Source organism: Nostoc sp. (assembly GCF_036916975.1).
Taxonomy (GTDB): domain Bacteria; phylum Cyanobacteriota; class Cyanobacteriia; order Cyanobacteriales; family Nostocaceae; genus Nostoc.
On record NZ_JBALFF010000053.1, the window covers coordinates 14212 to 31037 of the forward strand.

11 protein-coding genes and 2 pseudogenes are annotated in these 16826 nt (G+C 41.5%); 7 read left to right on the top strand and 6 right to left on the bottom strand.

Annotated elements, in window-relative coordinates; translation table 11 throughout:
• Positions 1-17 precede the first annotated feature (17 nt).
• Positions 18-530, bottom strand: coding sequence for a flavodoxin FldA (gene fldA, locus V7K73_RS12015; RefSeq protein WP_334880171.1), 513 nt, complete (start codon positions 528-530; stop codon positions 18-20).
• Between the two features lie 692 nt (positions 531-1222).
• On the opposite strand from fldA, the gene V7K73_RS12020 reads away from it, so the two are divergent.
• Entirely contained in the window at positions 1223-2284 is a 1062-nt protein-coding gene (locus V7K73_RS12020) for a sensor histidine kinase (protein WP_334880173.1), read from the top strand.
• 158 nt (positions 2285-2442) lie between these two features.
• Here the strand turns inward: V7K73_RS12020 and V7K73_RS12025 are convergent, their stop codons facing one another.
• The gene (locus V7K73_RS12025; protein ID WP_334880175.1) at positions 2443-3345 is read right to left on the bottom strand and encodes a polysaccharide deacetylase family protein; all 903 of its coding nucleotides are present in this window, start codon (positions 3343-3345) and stop codon (positions 2443-2445) included.
• 370 nt (positions 3346-3715) lie between these two features.
• On the opposite strand from V7K73_RS12025, the gene V7K73_RS12030 reads away from it, so the two are divergent.
• The 6 genes and pseudogenes from V7K73_RS12030 to V7K73_RS12055 all read left to right on the top strand — a co-directional run bounded on the left by V7K73_RS12030 (position 3716) and on the right by V7K73_RS12055 (position 12318).
• On the top strand, positions 3716-4438 hold the full coding sequence (locus tag V7K73_RS12030) for a DUF305 domain-containing protein (protein WP_334880177.1): 723 nt from the start codon (positions 3716-3718) through the stop codon (positions 4436-4438).
• A 393-nt stretch (positions 4439-4831) separates the two neighbouring features.
• A complete protein-coding gene (locus tag V7K73_RS12035) occupies positions 4832-6502 on the top strand; it encodes an efflux RND transporter periplasmic adaptor subunit (RefSeq protein WP_334880179.1) in 1671 nt (556 codons plus the stop codon).
• A 2-nt stretch (positions 6503-6504) separates the two neighbouring features.
• A pseudogene (locus V7K73_RS12040) lies at positions 6505-6954 on the top strand (efflux RND transporter permease subunit); the annotation flags it as partial.
• A 114-nt stretch (positions 6955-7068) separates the two neighbouring features.
• Complete coding sequence (locus tag V7K73_RS12045) at positions 7069-8460, top strand: MFS transporter (protein ID WP_334880181.1); 1392 nt, start codon at positions 7069-7071, stop codon at positions 8458-8460.
• A gap of 151 nt (positions 8461-8611) precedes the next feature.
• Positions 8612-11722 carry an efflux RND transporter permease subunit gene (locus V7K73_RS12050; protein WP_334880183.1) on the top strand — a complete coding sequence of 1037 codons (3111 nt, stop codon included), beginning with the start codon at positions 8612-8614 and terminating at the stop codon, positions 11720-11722.
• 110 nt (positions 11723-11832) lie between these two features.
• On the top strand, positions 11833-12318 hold the full coding sequence (locus V7K73_RS12055) for a hypothetical protein (RefSeq protein ID WP_334880185.1): 486 nt from the start codon (positions 11833-11835) through the stop codon (positions 12316-12318).
• A 157-nt stretch (positions 12319-12475) separates the two neighbouring features.
• On the opposite strand, the gene V7K73_RS12060 is transcribed toward V7K73_RS12055, so the two are convergent.
• From V7K73_RS12060 to V7K73_RS12075, 4 genes and pseudogenes are all read right to left on the bottom strand, one after another.
• Positions 12476-13159 carry a tetratricopeptide repeat protein gene (locus tag V7K73_RS12060; RefSeq protein WP_334880186.1) on the bottom strand — a complete coding sequence of 228 codons (684 nt, stop codon included), beginning with the start codon at positions 13157-13159 and terminating at the stop codon, positions 12476-12478.
• A gap of 94 nt (positions 13160-13253) precedes the next feature.
• Positions 13254-13568 (bottom strand): divalent metal cation transporter, encoded by a 315-nt coding sequence (locus V7K73_RS12065; protein ID WP_334880187.1) that lies wholly within the window; start codon positions 13566-13568, stop codon positions 13254-13256.
• Between the two features lie 297 nt (positions 13569-13865).
• Positions 13866-15335 (bottom strand): ISLre2 family transposase, encoded by a 1470-nt coding sequence (locus V7K73_RS12070; RefSeq protein ID WP_334880189.1) that lies wholly within the window; start codon positions 15333-15335, stop codon positions 13866-13868.
• A 220-nt stretch (positions 15336-15555) separates the two neighbouring features.
• A pseudogene (locus V7K73_RS12075) lies at positions 15556-16560 on the bottom strand (Nramp family divalent metal transporter).
• Between the last annotated feature and the right edge of the window lie 266 nt (positions 16561-16826).

Consider the following 16826-nt stretch of genomic DNA (forward strand, 5'->3'; position numbering starts at 1 on the left):
CGAGACTTTATACTTTTCTATAAACCAAACTCTTGCTTGAGTTGAGCAACCCAAGTTTTAATTCGTTCATTAGTTAAATCAGATTGATTATCTTCATCAAGCGCTAGACCTACAAATTTACCATCGCGGACGGCTTTAGATTCACTAAATTTATAACCATCTATTGACCAATAGCCAACTATTTCACCACCCTTTTCTGAAATTTTTTCTGATAAAATTCCTATTGCATCTTGGAAACTGTCAGGATAACCAACCTGGTCGCCTGCTCCAAAATAAGCAACTTTTTTGCCACTAAAGTCAATGCTATCTAGCTCGTCGGAGAAATTTTCCCAATCACTTTGCAATTCACCAATATTCCAGGTGGGGCAACCGATGATGATATAACTGTAATTCTTAAAATCATTAGGCTCCGCTTGTGAAATGTCATTTAACGTTACTACATCTTCTCCACCAAATTCCTTTTGAATTATTTCTGCTTCCGTCTGAGTATTACCTGTTTGAGTGCCGAAGAATAAACCAATAATAGCCATTTGTCCTCCTTTATTTTCCTTTTAGTGATTGTTTTGCGTTGTGTTTCTGCGGTTGCTAATCTACCTGAAAGCCGCTGTTGTGTCTATGTGTCATCAGTTTCTCCCAAGCACAAGAGTCAATAATTTATGCTATCGCCATACACATCTGATGACAAAACTTTCTCGCCTAAACTTAAGAGGTTTCAAGTGTAAAGTTCATCTGGCTAATGGCATGATTATAATTTATTTCCAATGGCTGATAATGATTTCATCTTAATTTCATCTTGATATGTATAAATGTTTGAGTATTCTTTCAAGAAAATTTAACCTAATTTTAGACGTAAATAAAAATAGATATAATTATTAATGAAAAACTTTTGCTTTACTCACTTATAATAAATTCGGTAGTGATAAATATATAGTGAAAATAGGGATTTAGTATTTATACTCGGATAATCCAGTAACTATTTCCAGATTTTTGTATTGCTTTTTATACTACAAAATGACGTGCTGAATGTAGGTTAAATACTGAGCCTCGGCGAGGGGATGGGAAATTGTTCTGGGGTGGATCGGGGTGGGTGCGATTGGCTCTGCCACTACCCCTTGGGCAATCGCTGTTCTAGCGATCTCCTGATGGTAGAATCAATCTAAAATTAAGAACATTCATAATGTTACATGAATTTCTCTTAGCAGAACGTGACGAAATTCTCGCCTTGTGTTCAAAAAAGATCGCGCGTCTTGCTGATTCCAGAAGTTCGAGCGACGAAATGGAAAAAGGATTACCTGTGTTCTATGATGAACTCATTGAGGTATTACGTGCTGATATAGATGAATCTGGGGAAGCACATAACAATTCTATAGAAAGTGTTCACAGAGCCTCCGCAGAGCGCCGGGGGAAAGAGTCATTAAAACTTGGCTACAGCATTTCTCAGGTTGTTCATGGCTACGGCGCTCTTTGTCAAGCTATCACTCAGTATATTCAGGAGAATAGTAGTGAAACAGCATCCCCTCGTGAATTCAATCGATTAAATTTCTGCCTCGATATCGCTATCGCTGAAGCGGTTACAGAGTTTAATCGAGGTCAGCGCGAGAATGCAGAGCGGGATGAGGTTCAGCGTCTTGGATTTCTAGCACATGAGTTGCGAAATGCGTTGACCTCCGCTACTTTAGCTTCCCAACTTATAATCACAGGGAAAGTCGGAACCAATGGAAGTACATCTCGTATTCTTGAAAATGCCCATAGGCGTATGAGAGACATTATTGATCGTTCACTTGTTGAGGTGCGACTGTGGAACGAACCAACTGTCCAATATCAGAGATGTCGAGTTATTCACCTAGTCAGTGAAGTTGAGGCTACTGCATGGTTTGAAGCAAGTGCGAAATCAATTGAGGTGCGTGTTGAGGTAGCGCCCGAATTGGAGGTTTTAATAGATCGTCACCTAATAATATCTGCCCTATCGAATCTGGTTCAAAATGCCATTAAGTTCACCAAGCAGGGTGGGATTGTATGGATACGCAGTAAGGCTGTAGGTGGGCGTGTTTTGCTTGAAATAGAGGATCAATGTGGAGGACTCCCGCCTGGTGAGGCGGAAGAACTCTTTAAGCCTTTTTCTCAGATGGGAACAGATAAATCAGGATTGGGGATTGGGCTTACAATTTCACGACGCGCCGTGTTGCTAAACAAGGGTATACTCTCAGTTCGCGATGTCCCCCATCAAGGATGTGTGTTCTCAATTGATTTACCCTTAGCCTTCTCCCCTCTCCCCACTACATAATCCTCTGGATATGGGACAGAAAATAATCAAGTCACGCCTCTGCTATCACAGGTTTATCAGCGAGTGTTAGCAGAGGAATTGACAGTAACAAAAACCAGATAATTTATATAAAAAAGAACATGAGTAGGTTGCATCAGGTAAAGTAATGAGTTAATAATTTATGTACCTTTATTCCCTTTATGAAATTGTGCTGTTGTTACCAACGGTGTTTTTTGTACCTGTATTTCTAACAATTCTGGTATGGTCACAAACCGATAACCACGCTGTTTGAGTGAAGCGATAATTTGTGGTAAAGCCTTAACAGTGCGTGAGCGATCGCCACCACCATCATGCATCAGTACTATGCCACCAGGCTTTGCGTCCTTCAGCACATTATTGACGAGTCTGGATACTGGAGGACGACGATAGTCGATCGAGTCATCTGACCACATGAGAACAGCGTAATTATTCTTTTGAGCGTAATCAGCTACACCATTGTTGAGAATGCCATAAGGCGGACGAAACAGAAAAGTTTTTACTCCCATAGTTTGGTAAATAGCTGTTGCGGTGGACTCAATCTCACGCGCAGCAACAGACAGGTTCATATGCCGATACCAGTGATGCCACGTATGATTACCAATCGCGTGGCCATCGGCTACCTCTAGCTTGGCAATTTGGGGGAAATAATGCACCATCTCCCCCACACAGAAGAACGTTGCCTTAATATTTTGTTGCTTCAGGATTTGCAATACTTGTTGCGTGTATTTAGGTGCGGGGCCATCATCAAAAGTCAGTGCAATAACTTTGTCTGGTTTACTCAGCTGTGCCTGCTGAACGATTTTTCCCTGAAACTGATTAGGGACTGTAAAGATGTAACTGTTCACTTGCGTAACACTAGCTTTATTGGATGCCGAACCATGCTGATTGCTTACCGCGCTGGCATTGAGTTGTTCTGGTTTTTTGACTAATGTTTGATAGTCTGAGCGTTCTGAAAACCAAAATCTTCCGAAACCAAAGTCACATAAGACTGCGACTAGCGGGATGAATACTATTCCTCCAATCAATAATTTCAGCTTTACCATATTAGATTTTCTTATATTTACCACAAACGCAAATTATTTTAAATACGTTACTTCCATAACATAATTATTTGCCATATCTAAACTCTGGAGCTAACGCCGGCAAACTAAAGCGAGGTGTCACAAAAGAATTATCACCCTGTAGTACATTACTACAGGGTGATAATTCCTTGTAGCTAGGGCAGCAACCTTTAATTTCATCCTGATTTCATCTTCATCTGTCAAACTATGTAGTAAGTACGATAGTTGCATTGTAAGCAACCAGTTACTTGGGTGATTTTATACCTGAGTAAAGAATAAATAATCTAAAGGGTTAACTCTCCAGTTAACTGGAGATTGCAAAATGAAATCAGGAAACATTTAGATAATCACTATGCAACTTTCTACTCTAAAAAACAGCTTTTTGTCATTGACCTTAGTAGCGATCGCCTCTGTTCCCAGCGGACTGTTAACAGCCTGTTCTACAACCACTTCCCAAAACCAAGTATCAGACCCTACTACCACCGCTATTGATACTAGCGACAAGCAACTGATGAATCACGACGCGGAGATGATGAATCATGGTGCGGAGATGATGAACCATAAAATGGCAATGGATTTAGGTTCAGCCGATGCTAATTATGATTTGCGGTTTATTGATGCAATGATTCCGCACCATCAAGGAGCAGTGGACATGGCGAATGTTGCACAGGAAAAATCAAAACGTCCTGAAATCAAAAAGCTGGCTGAGGAAATTATCTCTTCTCAAGATCAAGAAATCGCTCAGTTGAAACAGTGGCGCACAGCTTGGTATCCAGGAGCAAGCAGTACCCCGGTGGCTTATGATCCGAAAACAGGTAAAACAGTCCCAATGCCTCACCAGCAGATGCAAGGCATGATGATGAATATGGACTTAGGAGCCGCCGATGCTGACTTTGACTTGCGGTTCATAAATGCAATGATTCCCCATCATGAAAGTGCAATTACAATGGCTCAAGATGCATTGAGCAAATCTAAGCGTCCTGAAATCAAGAAATTGGCTCAAAGTATTATTGATTCACAGCAAGCAGAAATTAACCAAATGAAACAGTGGCGAAAAACTTGGTATAACCAGTGAGTCTAGTCCTTGTACTGCTTCCCTACGGAACGCTCCGCGTAGCTTGCTTCTTTGCAGGAGTACGCAGAAACCGCAGGGTAGGCGGGAAACTCGCCGTAGGGAACTGGTGTTAGCGAGTAGTCCAGCGTCAGTAAGAGCGTTACCTGAAGGTAAGCAAAAGTATTTATGTGAAGCATGATGCAAGTATCCAATGCCCAATAGATAGGGAACACTTGCTTTCTTGAATTCCAGTTGTGTTTAGAGTGATGTGATTCTGAGAGCGGTCAAAACTTGATTTCATCCTAATTTCATTTCTGAATGAAAGACTAGTAAAAGAGTGTATTTATAAAACTTAAAAGTACTTTTGACCGTTCGCAATTTCTTCCCTCCCATACTCAAGGATTTTTAGTAGCGATGTCTAACTCTCTGCGTTCCCAAACACCTACAGCTATTCGTTGTGTTTCTGGCACATTCCTGAGCCTGTTGTTATTAGCAAGTCCCACAATTGTTCTGGCTCATGGCGGACATGGAGACGAATTTCAAGGAGGAAGTGAAGCCACCTCAACTAATAATTCTATTCAGGTTGATGCCGACACAACAAAACGTCTAGGGATTAAGGTCGAGCCAGTCCAACGTCAGCTGCTAGCCATTGGCATTAAAACTACTGGACAAATTGAAACTCTTCCCAGCCAAAAAGTAGAAGTGACTACCCCAATTCAAGGGGCGAAAGTAGTTGAGTTGTTGGTGGAACCTGGCGCATCAGTAAATCTTGGTCAACCTGTTGCTGTTGTAACCAGCCCAGATTTAGTCACATTGCGCGTGGAATCTCAGGACAAATTAGCACAAGGTCAAGCTGATTTACACTACAGCGAAGCAGACTTAAGACTAGCTCAACAAAATTACCAAAGATATCAACAAATAGCCGACTCTGAAATTGCCCAAGCACAGAGTCAAGTTGATTTTGCTCAAGAAAAGTACAACAAAGACAAACAGTTAGCCGCTGAAGGTGCTTTACCCCGACGCAATGCCTTAGAATCCCAGACCCAGCTAGCACAGGCAAAAGCCGAACTTACCAAAGCTAACAGCCGTCGGGACGTTATCGCGGCAGAAAATCAACTCAAACGCGCCCAAGCATCAGTTCAACTAGCAAAGTCAAATATTAATCGCAGTAATACTAGTTATCAAACTCGACTTGCTCAACTGGGAAATCTCCCCAATTCCAAGGGACTAGTGACAGTAACTGCTCCTATATCTGGTAAGGTTGCTGATAGAGAAGTTACTATTGGTCAAACTTTTAATGATGCAGGCGGCAAATTGATGACTATTGTCAACGATAGTCGGCTTTTCGCCACAGCTAACATTTATGAAAAAGATTTAAGTAGAGTTAAAACTGGTCAAAGGGTGACTCTAAAAGTAGCCAGTATGCCCGATCGCATCTTTTCTGGACGAATTTCCCGAATTGGTACGGCGGTAGAAGGAGAAACAAGAATTGTACCAGTACAAGCAGAGATAGAGAATTCAAGCGGACAACTCAAACCCGGAATGTTCGCAGAGCTAGAAGTTTTAACAGACCAAACTTCCTCTGCTATTTCAGCTATTCCTACCTCAGCAGTGGTTGACGCGAATGGTAAGAAAGTTGTTTATGTGCAAAATGGTAATGCTTACCAAACAGTTGAAGTGACTTTAGGGCAAACCTCTGGAGATATGGTTGAGGTTAAGAGTGGCTTATTTGAAGGAGATATGATTGTCACTCAACGCGCACCACAACTTTATGCACAATCATTGCGGGGTGGTACTAAGCCAACAGGTGAGACAAAAGAAGCTCCTGCACAAGCGACTGAAATTAAAACGCCCAGCTTCCCAGTACCGTTGTGGTTGCTAGGAGCAGGTGGAGGAGCTGCAATAGCTGCTGTAGGTTTCATAGCAGGTCGTCGCAGCAAGCGTCAACTAGTTCCAGTAGGGGCAGAACTTGCCTATGATGTACCAGAAGATTCTATTAATGGTTCTACAAACTCAGATGATAACCACCGTGCGCCTCATGAAGAATCAAAAGTCATAATCATTAGTAAAAATACTCAACAATAAAGATGCTCAGTGCCATTATCAAATGGGCGATCGCTCGTCATCCTGGGTGTGATAAATACCACAATTTGGATATTCTGCACAATTATTCAAATGCCCTTGGATGTCTTCCCAAGCTTTGCACCACCCCAAGTCGAAATTCAAACGGAAGCGCCGGGACTTGCACCACAAGAAATCGAATCTCTGGTGACTTTACCAATAGACATATCTGAAAAAGAATCTCAAACCATTATCCTGTCTAGGTGAAAACCTAATTTCTGGAGATGTCTAATTGAAAGTGCAATTAACGGTACTCCGGGAGTTACAGCAGTACGTTCTTCCAGCGCTTCAGGAATCTCTGCTGTCAAAATCATTTTTAACTGGGAAACCGAGATTTATCAGGCTCGCCAGTAACAGAGCGATGCCGAAGGCAAGCTGCGCTAACGCAACAAGCGCAAAGTAAGCTTCCTGAAGGAGGATGAAAATAGTCTTAGTCAGGCAATTTTCTAAGTTTTGTAAATATGCCCCCTCCCCCCATTTTTGTTAAAATATTGATATAAAAGACTTGTGTAACTATGCCCCCCTGATAAATGAATACCTTGACATTTTTCCGCAGCTTGAGAAATCCGGTATTTGCAAGGCTGTACACTGCTCAAACCACTAGTTTATTGGGCGATGCACTTACTTGGGTGGGTTTAGCCCTTCTGGCCTTTGAGTTAGCTGGAAAGAATGCAGCAGTTGTGCTTTCAGTTGCTTTGACTCTGCGTGTGACTGCTTTTGTGTTGCTGTCTCCCCTTGCAGGCGCGATCGCAGACCGACTTGACCGCAAGAAAATCATGGTCGTTACCCATATTTTCAGAATGCTAATTGTGGGTATGTTGCCTTTTGTAACGCAGATTTGGCAAGTTTACGTATTGATATTTGCGCTTAACGTCTTTAATGCTTTTTTTACCCCAACTTACCAAGCCACAATTCCATTAGTCACGGGTGAGAATGACTATGCAGGCGCGATCGCACTTTCGGCCGCTACTTTTCAATTACTTGGTGTACTTGGCCCTGGTATAGCTGGAAGTGTTGCCGCCTTCATTGGTGTAAGACAAGTTTTCTATTTGGATGCTCTCAGCTTTGCGATCGCGGCAGTCTTAATCTTCACTTTACCAGGTCAGCTTGTCGTTGCACAAAATCAACAGCCTTCCAGGACAACACGCCGAACATGGGGAGACATTAAAGACGGTACAACTCGCCTGCTTACAGATGCACCTATTCGTTACGCGCTAGCGATGCAGTTAGTCGCATCAATTGCCGGAGCGCAAATCTTAGTAAATACTGTTGGCTATGTCGAAGGTACGCTCAAATTGGGAGAAGTGCAGTACGGCTGGGTGATGGCAGCTTTTGGGATTGGTGCAACCCTGTGTGCAGTTGCAGTTGGTACGTTCAATAGAAGTTTGCCACGTACAACATTTGTTTTGATTGGTGCAACTTTGATAACATTGGCTTTGTTGCCTGCTAACTACGCAAATTTAGCACCACTAATGCTTTTATGGTTGGTGGCGGGTGCAGGGCAAAGTTTAGTAAACTTACCCACCCAGACATTAATTGCAGACCGCATCCCATCTGGTGTGCAAGGGCGAGTTTATGGCGCACACTTTGCCTGGAGTCATCTTTGGTGGGCAATCTCCTACCCTCTTGCCGGTTGGTTGGGAAGTAACTTTGCTGAACGTGAGTTTCTTTACGGTAGTTTGATTGGCTTCATGCTACTAGTGGTAGTGCAAATTACCCTCTCACCTCAAGATCATGAACACGAACATATCCACTATCTCAGTGAACATGAACACAAACACATCCACGATGAACACCATCAGCACGACCATACTCAAGGGCTACCTATAGGCGAACCTCACAACCATCTTCACGAACATACGGTGATTATCAATCATAGCCACCCTCATACAAGGGATATTCACCATCGCCATAGTCATTAAACTGCTGTTGATAATGTCTGTTAAATGGTGCTGTTGAACATACTTGTTAAATTTCATCCTGATTTCATTTTGATTTGAGACATTAAATACAGTGCCTAACTCGAAATATTGCTATTACCAAGCAGATATTCCAGCTAAGATTTAACAGAAAATGCTTAACTCTATTGTCAAATGGTCGATCGCCCAAAGGTGGCTAATCGTTATTGCCTCTATATTAATTAGTTTGTGGGGATTGCGTGTCATAACGCAAATGCCCCTTGATGTATTTCCTAGCTTCGCTCCGCCGCAAGTGGAAATTCAGGTCGAAGCTTCCGGTTTAGCACCAGAAGAAATTGAGTCTTTGGTGACTCGCCCAATTGAGAGCGCGATTAATGGCACACCTGGACTAGAATCTCTGCGGTCTTCATCTGCTATTGGGATTTCTGCTATTAAAACTGTCTTTAGCTGGGACACTGATATATACCGCGCCCGTCAACTAGTAACAGAGCGATTACAAGGAGTAAAACTACCACAAGGGGTAGAGCAACCGGAAATTCTGCCTGTTAACTCGCCCTTGGGATGGGCTGTCAAATACGCTTTTTCCTCCCAAAGCACCGACATGATGGAGGTATGGCGCATTGCTAACTGGGACGTAAAAAATCGCTTGCTGGCTGTACCAGGGGTAAGCAATGTATTTCTTTATGGTGGCGATGAGCGGCAATATCAAGTTTTAGTTGACCCAACGAAACTAAGAGCCTATAATGTCTCCCTGCCAGAAGTTACTCAAGCAGTGCAGAATGCCAACGTCAACGTGCCGGGAGGATTTTTGATTACTCCCGATCAAGAAACACTAATTCGGGGAATTGGGCGAATAGAGTCGATTGATCAACTCAAGCGTTCGGTGATCAAGGCGATTCAAGGAACACCCGTATTACTGGAACAAGTGGCAGAGGTCAAAATTGGCCCAGGACTAAGACGAGGAGATGGGCTATTTCAAGGGAAACGAGCAGTAATTTTAACTGTCTCTAAGCAACCTGCGGCAGATACTCCCACTGTAGTCAAAGCTATAGAAGCAGCAATGGAGGAGATTAAACCAGGGCTACCGCAGGATGTTAAGTTTACTAAAACCTTTGATCAAGATTTATTCATTGAAGCTTCGGTGAAAAACGTTGAGGAAGCTCTGCGGGATGGCATCATTATTGTTTCAGTCATCCTAATTATCTTTTTGATGAACTGGCGCACGGTAATTATTAGTCTGAGTGCGCTGCCTCTGTCGTTACTGTTAGGCATGATTATTCTTAGCTGGACTGGACAGGGCATTAATACAATGACCTTGGGTGGACTGGTAGTTGCTATTGGTTCAGTGGTGGATGATGCGATCGTTGATATGGAAAATGTCTACCGCCGATTGAGGGAGAATCAAATAGCGGGCAACCCGAAAAATCCTTTGCAAGTCGTGTTTGACGGTTCAGTAGAGGTACGTGTTAGTGTTCTATTTTCTACAGTCATTATCGCAGTAGTCTTTGCACCAATTTTCGTCCTGTCTGGGGTAGAAGGTCGCATTTTTACGCCGATGGGAATGGCGTATTTGCTATCAATTCTCGCTTCTACCTTAGTTGCATTAACACTAACTCCAGCGCTATGTGCTTTATTATTAGCAAATCGTCGTTTACCAAGTGCGGAAACTTGGCTAGAGCGCAAAACACATCAATTTTATCGTCCAGCGTTGAAGTTCTCGATTCGTTACCCGAAGGTGATTTTGGGAGTGGCACTTGCGGGTTTTGTAGCTTCCATAATTATTTTGCCTGGGTTAGGCAAAGTCTTCCTGCCAGAGTTTCAAGACCGCTCTTTGGTCAATTCAATAGTTCTTCTACCTGGGGAATCCCTGAATGCAACTAACCAAGCAGCTTTGGCAGTGATGGATGCCCTGAAAAACGATCGCCGCTTCGATTTTATTGCGTTGCGAGCTGGGTTTGCTCAAGGAGATCCAGAAGTTGCTGGAGTAAACTTTGGTGAGTTGGATGTGCAGATTAGCAAAGAAGGAGCGAAAAACCGGGAGAAGACTATTGAAGTACTCCGCAAAGAGTTTGAAAAACTTCCTGGTGTGGCAACCAACATTGGTGGATTTATCTCCCACCGCATAGATGATATCCTTTCTGGGGTGAGAAGTGCGATCGCTGTCAAAATCTACGGTCCCGAACTTGAACAACTCCGTATCATTGGTAAACAGGTACAATCCGCCATGAGTAGTATTTCCGGGATTGTGGATTTGCAACTTGAACCCCAAGTTCCAGTTAAACAAATCCAAATTAAATTTGACCGCGATGCTGCGGCTCGTTATGGGTTAACTGTGGGGGAACTGGCAGAAACTATAGAGACTGGATTAAATGGTAAAGCAGTTTCTCAAGTGTTGGAGAAGCAACAAACGTTTAATCTCGTCGTGTGGTTGCAAGAGCGTTCCCGTAACAATTTGGATGTGATTGGTAACTTACTGGTTGATACACCCAACGGGCAGAAAATTCCTTTATCACAAGTTGCCAAAGTTGAATATGGCACAGGGCCAAGTACTATTAATCGTGAAAATGTTTCCCGGCTGATTGTGGTTTCTGCCAATGTTGCTGGAAAGGATTTGGGTTCTGTAATTAAAGATGTACGCGATCGCGTTAAACAAATTCAACTACCTGGAGGCTACTATGTGCAATTTGGCGGTCAGTTTCAGGCGCAGGAACAAGCAACGCAGACATTGATGATTGCAGGTGGAATTGCGATCGCAGTAATTTCAGTGCTGATTTACTTTGCCGTCAAGTCAATTCCTGCCACGGCAATGATTATGATTAACTTGCCACTAGCGTTAATTGGCGGTGTAATTTCTGTTGCTATAGGTGGTGGGATCATCTCCGTTGCCTCAATGGTTGGTTTTATCACTCTATTTGGTGTAGCTACTCGCAACGGATTGCTGTTAGTAGATAACTATAACAACCGCCTCGCTGAGGGAATACCACTCAAACAAGTAATTGTTGATGGTTCGATGGAACGATTAGTTGCAATTCTTCTGACAGCACTTGCGTCAGCACTAGGTATGGTTCCCTTAGTAATTGGTTCTGGCGCAGGTAAGGAAATTTTACAACCTTTGGCTGTGGTAGTGTTAGGTGGCTTGGTTACTTCCACTGCTTTAACACTATTAGTTTTACCGGCTTTATATTCGCTATTTGGGAGGTTTTTGGTTCCGAATAAGACTACTAAAATATCCGATATTCAAGTTACTCAGGAGTCAATTGTATGATACTTAATTTATTAATTGTTTCCAGATGTCCACCTGGAAATACAGAGATATTCATGCACTTAGCGTGTAATTTATCACAATTTTTCTAATAATCAATCAGGAGTAAATCAATGCAATCATTCAAACTAGGTTTTATTGTTTTTGCAAGTGCAGGATTACTTTTCTTGGGAGCATGTGGTAATCAAGCTTCTGAGTCCAGTAGTAATCCTTCTAGTCCTTCTACAGAAAATACTAACAAAACCGAACCAGCCGCCAAAACTGAAACATCTGCTCATGGCGACTCGCATGGTAAAAATGCTCAAGTCGTTGAAGTCGGAAAATATCATTTAGAGTTAGTGCCTGAGAAAGAAGGTAGCACGACTCATTTAGATTTATATTTGCAAACAGGTGACAAACACCAAGCAGTTCCAAATGCGAAAGTTACTGCTGATATTCAGTCACCAGATGGAAAGCAAAAAACAGTTCCCCTAACATATGATGCTGATGGTAAACACTACGCTACCAAGTTGGAGGGAGTTACGGCGGGTCAATATCAAGTGAAAGTTACTGCGGATGTTGGCGGTGAAAAAGTCAACGGTAGGTTTAGTTTTAATTAGTAATCCGAGTATTTAGGCATCGCTTGCAGGGCAGTTATGGCTCATATTGATAGTCATTCATTAAGTTAGCCTAAATTTCCGGGTAAGTCTTGCTTGCCCACCCTGAAAATAAGCTGATTAAAAATGATTTTTACCTAATTTCGAGCCTGAATATTGCTTACTGCTGAATCTGCTGAAGGAGAGTTTGTGTTTGCTGATACCTCTGGGTATTTCCTTCTTGCTGAAACAGACTTGCAGCTTGCTGTAAATCGGTAATAGCGCTTTTGCGATCGCCTAAAGCATATTCAGCAAGTCCTCGGTTGCCGTAGACATCAGCTAAGTTGGGATTGATTTGTAGTGCTTGGTTAAAGTCAGCGATCGCCAGCTTGTGATTTCCCTGTCTATAATTCAAAAAGCCTCTATTGTAGTAAGCATCTACAGACTTAGGATCAATTTTTATTACCTGGTTAAAGTCAGTAATCGCAGCTTGAATGCTTCCTAGTTCCGCATGAGCAGTCCCCCGACTGTTGTAAGCATCTGTATGGTTGGGATTTAATCGCAGTGCTTGATCAAAGTCAATAACGGCTGCTTTAAAATCTCCTAATTGAGACTTTGCCAAACCTCTTAGGCAAAAACCTTCGTAGTATTTGGGATTTAACTGTACTACCCGACTAAAATCTTCTATCGCGCCGTTGAAGTTGCCTTGCTCAAGCTTTTGCACACCCTGGTTATAGTATTCCTGATAATTCATCTGTTGAATGCGCGTTTGTGGTGACTGTGCAGCATGGGCAGCAACAGGTATTCCACTCAGTACGCTAGTTGTTATTCCCAGGATGGCAACAGAAGAGTGAATGTAGTTCATAGCTTGATTTTCTCCGTGTAAAACATATCAAGACAGACGCACGGGATTGTTCTCGACTAAATCCATCCTAAGCGGTTTAAAGCTTGGAACCCAGCTAACTCAAAATACTTTGTAATAGCAACCAAACATTTAGTCCAACAATGACAGTAGCAACTCCCCAAGCTAGAGATTTGAGCCATAGGGGATTTACGAACTCACCCATTAAGCGACGGTTACTTGTAAACATCACCAAGGGAATCACTGCAAACGGTAACTGTAAGCTAAGGATAACTTGACTTAAAACTATGAGGCGGCTTGTGCTATGTTCCCCAAAGATAATAATTGTAATCAACGCTGGAATGATGGCAAGCAGACGGGTAACTAAACGCCGTAACCAGGATGGGAGGCGAAATTGTAAAAAGCCTTCCATGACAATTTGCCCAGCCAGAGTTGCAGTGGGAGCAACGCGATTTGGTGAGATCGGGGAAAAAAGGTGCGATGCCTTCGGCGGGCGTAACCATCGCTAAAAATTTAATTTAGGTACAATGTAATTTTATTTACAAGCAAAATCCTGCATCACAGGATAATTGATCTTGATGAGATATCTCAAAAAGATTACTAGCAAGCTATTTAACAATTATTTCAAAAAATATCTGTAACAAGTCTTTAATACGTAGTATTAATTATGATAAAACTTTCTTCAGGTCGGAATTAAAGTATAAAATAATCAAGCATTTATAGGCTTGATGAACGAATTAAAGATAGAATCACAAAAATTATCCCAGCTTCCCGCTATCCATTGACAACGCAGATGTAACATAATTTCTGCATTGTCTTTTAACCAAAACTTACTGTTTCCTTTCATGCGTAAGTTAACGACTTGACGAATTAAACTCTCAACTGCACCACTACCAAGAGGGAGCTTTTTAGATACAACTTCATTATATTTTAACAGCCTCCGTCGGTAAGCTTTTAAAATATAATTTCGTTCTCGCACTAAGATTTTACAGCGTTCTCCAGTAGCTGATAATATAAATTCACCCATGTTTCTTATTAAATCCAGTGTCCGACCTTTTTTTAAAGTTTTGCGACCTTTTTTAAACCATTCTTGACGCTCATTATTTGTACTAAAAGCAGCATCAGCAAAGTCTTGTAAATGTGATGCGGCATGATAAAAATCTAACAATTGATAAGTTTCGGTTGGGCATTTTAACTTTTTTAATAAAGGGGGAATATGTATCCATATCCACTCTGCACCATCGGCAATTAATAAAACTTCTTTAGCTTGACTTATCCCCAAATTAACTAAATACATTTCTAATATTTTTAAAAATCCTTGATACCCTTCATAAGTCCCATCACTGGTAACAGGAATATCTCTTGTTCGGATTTTTTTACCTTGTTCATTTACCACATAAATTGTTAGTAATTTTGGCTCTATCCATTCACCTACAAAGCCATGACGATTTGTTTTCACTTTACGCCTTCCTTTTTTATTAATCCTTATCCGGGTACGACCGCCGTCCGCAGCGATTACAACACGTTGGTCTTTAAGAGTATTTAAGTTAGATAAAGTACCAGATTCTAAGTCATTTAACTTATTTTTACGTAAATCTATCCCGATTTTACCAAAATAATATGTCAGCCGTTCTATTCTTTTTAGACTAATATTTATTCCCCAATCAATTAGTGTTGTACGTGCAGCTTCAAACGAGCCTGCAATTGCACCATATTGAGCAACCGTTGATAAAACAACTGGGGTTAAACCCTCAGACATTCCTAAATATCTTAAGAATGGGCAAAATCCTTCATGCAAAGATTGTTTATTTTTATGTTTATTTGGTTGATTTTGGCGTTCAACTACATACGGTATTTTTAAAGTTACTTCGACATTGCCGACTGTTAATATTTGTCGCTTTTTACAACCATGTTTTTGTGTTTTATTATGCCACCATCCCTGTGTCTGGTGCATTGCTTTATCTAAAAATTCTTGAGATTTAGATAGATTATTAAGCAATAAAGCAATACATTCTCCTGCTAAAATTAATGCAGATTCCCTAATTTCTTTCTCACCTACTTTTAAAAGTATTCCATCAAATTCTGATATATTTGTTGATTCTAAAAGTTTGGTGACTTTTTCTTGAAAGTGTAACAATGATTTGCTTAAATCCAAGGTAGAATATATGTTATTTTTCATTCAGTGTAGGCATTCCCTGTTTTGATGTCAGATATCAAAACCTTTACTATTCGGGAATCCTACCTTTTTTTTGTCCCAAAAAAACAAATCATCTTCATATCCTAAAATTTTCAGCAAACTTAAATTAGTATTAATACGTATTTAACTGTAATAAATATCATATTTATACTGAAATAAGTTTTTAGCGATGGCTACGCCCGCCGCAGGCATCGCACGTTTTTTATCCGACCTCACCAAATCGCGTTGCTCCCGTTGCAGTCAGTGTTGAACTCTGACCGGAAGCAAGTAAGGCAATCCCAAAGATAGCACTAGCAGCACTAACACCTAACAATGGTGAAAGCAGTTTGTAAGCATCTTGAATTTCTGCCACATTCTCATTACCAGAAAAATGAAATGTTGCAGCAGATACAATTAAAATCGCTGAGTTAATAAACAGTGCCAACGATAGAGCAAAAGTTGAATCAATTGTGCCAAACTTAATTGCTTCCCATCTTTTTTCAGTAGTAGGTTGTCAATCACGGGTTTGCACAATAGAGGAGTGTAAATATAAGTTGTGAGGCATCACTGTTGCGCCTAAAATGCCAATAGCAATGTAGAGCATTTCTGGGTTACTTAAAATCTCTGGTTTGGGCAGATATCCAAACATTATCCCCCCCATATCAGGTCGAGAGAACAGAATTTCTGCTGTGAAACAAAAGCCTACAGTTGTTACCAACATTATTACCAGGGCTTCTGTATAGCGAAAGCCTTTACTTTGCAGGAATAGCAATACCAGGACATCCAGCGCAGTGATGCACACACCCCATACTAAAGGAATACCGAATAAAAGTTGCAGAGCGATCGCACTTCCCAATAGTTCCGCCAAGTCACAAGCTGCGATCGCAATCTCACATAGTATCCACAAACAAAAGCTTACCTTTGCATTGAAATAGTCCCGACAAACTTGTGCCAAATCTCGCCCCGTAGCAACACCCAAACGCACACATAGCGATTGCAGTAATATCGCCATCAGGTTCGACAGCAGAATGACTGTCAACAAGGTGTAGCCAAACTTAGCTCCCCCAGCGATGTCTGTTGCCCAGTTTCCAGGGTCTATGTATCCGACTGAAACTAGATATCCTGGCCCTGCATAAGCAAGCATTTTGCGCCAAAAACTTTTCGTGTTGGGAATTCTAATGCTGCGGTGAACCTCTGGTAAGCTGGGTTTCTTTTCTGGGATAGTCATCTATTCTGATATTGATATTTTCATATTTATCTCATAATGTCAAAAAAGCTGGCAGAAATATCAATATACTCAATTATGAGCAAACCTTGGATCTGAATGTTCGGGAGAATCCAGTCAAATTTAAATATTTTGCGATCGTCGCGGGCAAGCTAGTAGCTAGTATTTTATTCCCAATCTAGTATAGGAGGATCTCCGTACTCATCTTAAGGATGATGAAGGTTAAAGCAAGATTTGTTACTGTTAGCTCTGAATCTCTGTTGCTTAAC

Coding starts and splice junctions, on each gene's coding strand:
- fldA (WP_334880171.1), bottom strand. CDS start 530: ATGGCTATTATTGGTTTATTCTTCGGCACTCAAACAGGTAATACTCAG.
- V7K73_RS12025 (WP_334880175.1), bottom strand. CDS start 3,345: ATGGTAAAGCTGAAATTATTGATTGGAGGAATAGTATTCATCCCGCTA.
- V7K73_RS12030 (WP_334880177.1), top strand. CDS start 3,716: ATGCAACTTTCTACTCTAAAAAACAGCTTTTTGTCATTGACCTTAGTA.
- V7K73_RS12035 (WP_334880179.1), top strand. CDS start 4,832: ATGTCTAACTCTCTGCGTTCCCAAACACCTACAGCTATTCGTTGTGTT.
- V7K73_RS12045 (WP_334880181.1), top strand. CDS start 7,069: ATGAATACCTTGACATTTTTCCGCAGCTTGAGAAATCCGGTATTTGCA.
- V7K73_RS12050 (WP_334880183.1), top strand. CDS start 8,612: ATGCTTAACTCTATTGTCAAATGGTCGATCGCCCAAAGGTGGCTAATC.
- V7K73_RS12055 (WP_334880185.1), top strand. CDS start 11,833: ATGCAATCATTCAAACTAGGTTTTATTGTTTTTGCAAGTGCAGGATTA.
- V7K73_RS12060 (WP_334880186.1), bottom strand. CDS start 13,159: ATGAACTACATTCACTCTTCTGTTGCCATCCTGGGAATAACAACTAGC.
- V7K73_RS12065 (WP_334880187.1), bottom strand. CDS start 13,568: ATGGAAGGCTTTTTACAATTTCGCCTCCCATCCTGGTTACGGCGTTTA.
- V7K73_RS12070 (WP_334880189.1), bottom strand. CDS start 15,335: ATGAAAAATAACATATATTCTACCTTGGATTTAAGCAAATCATTGTTA.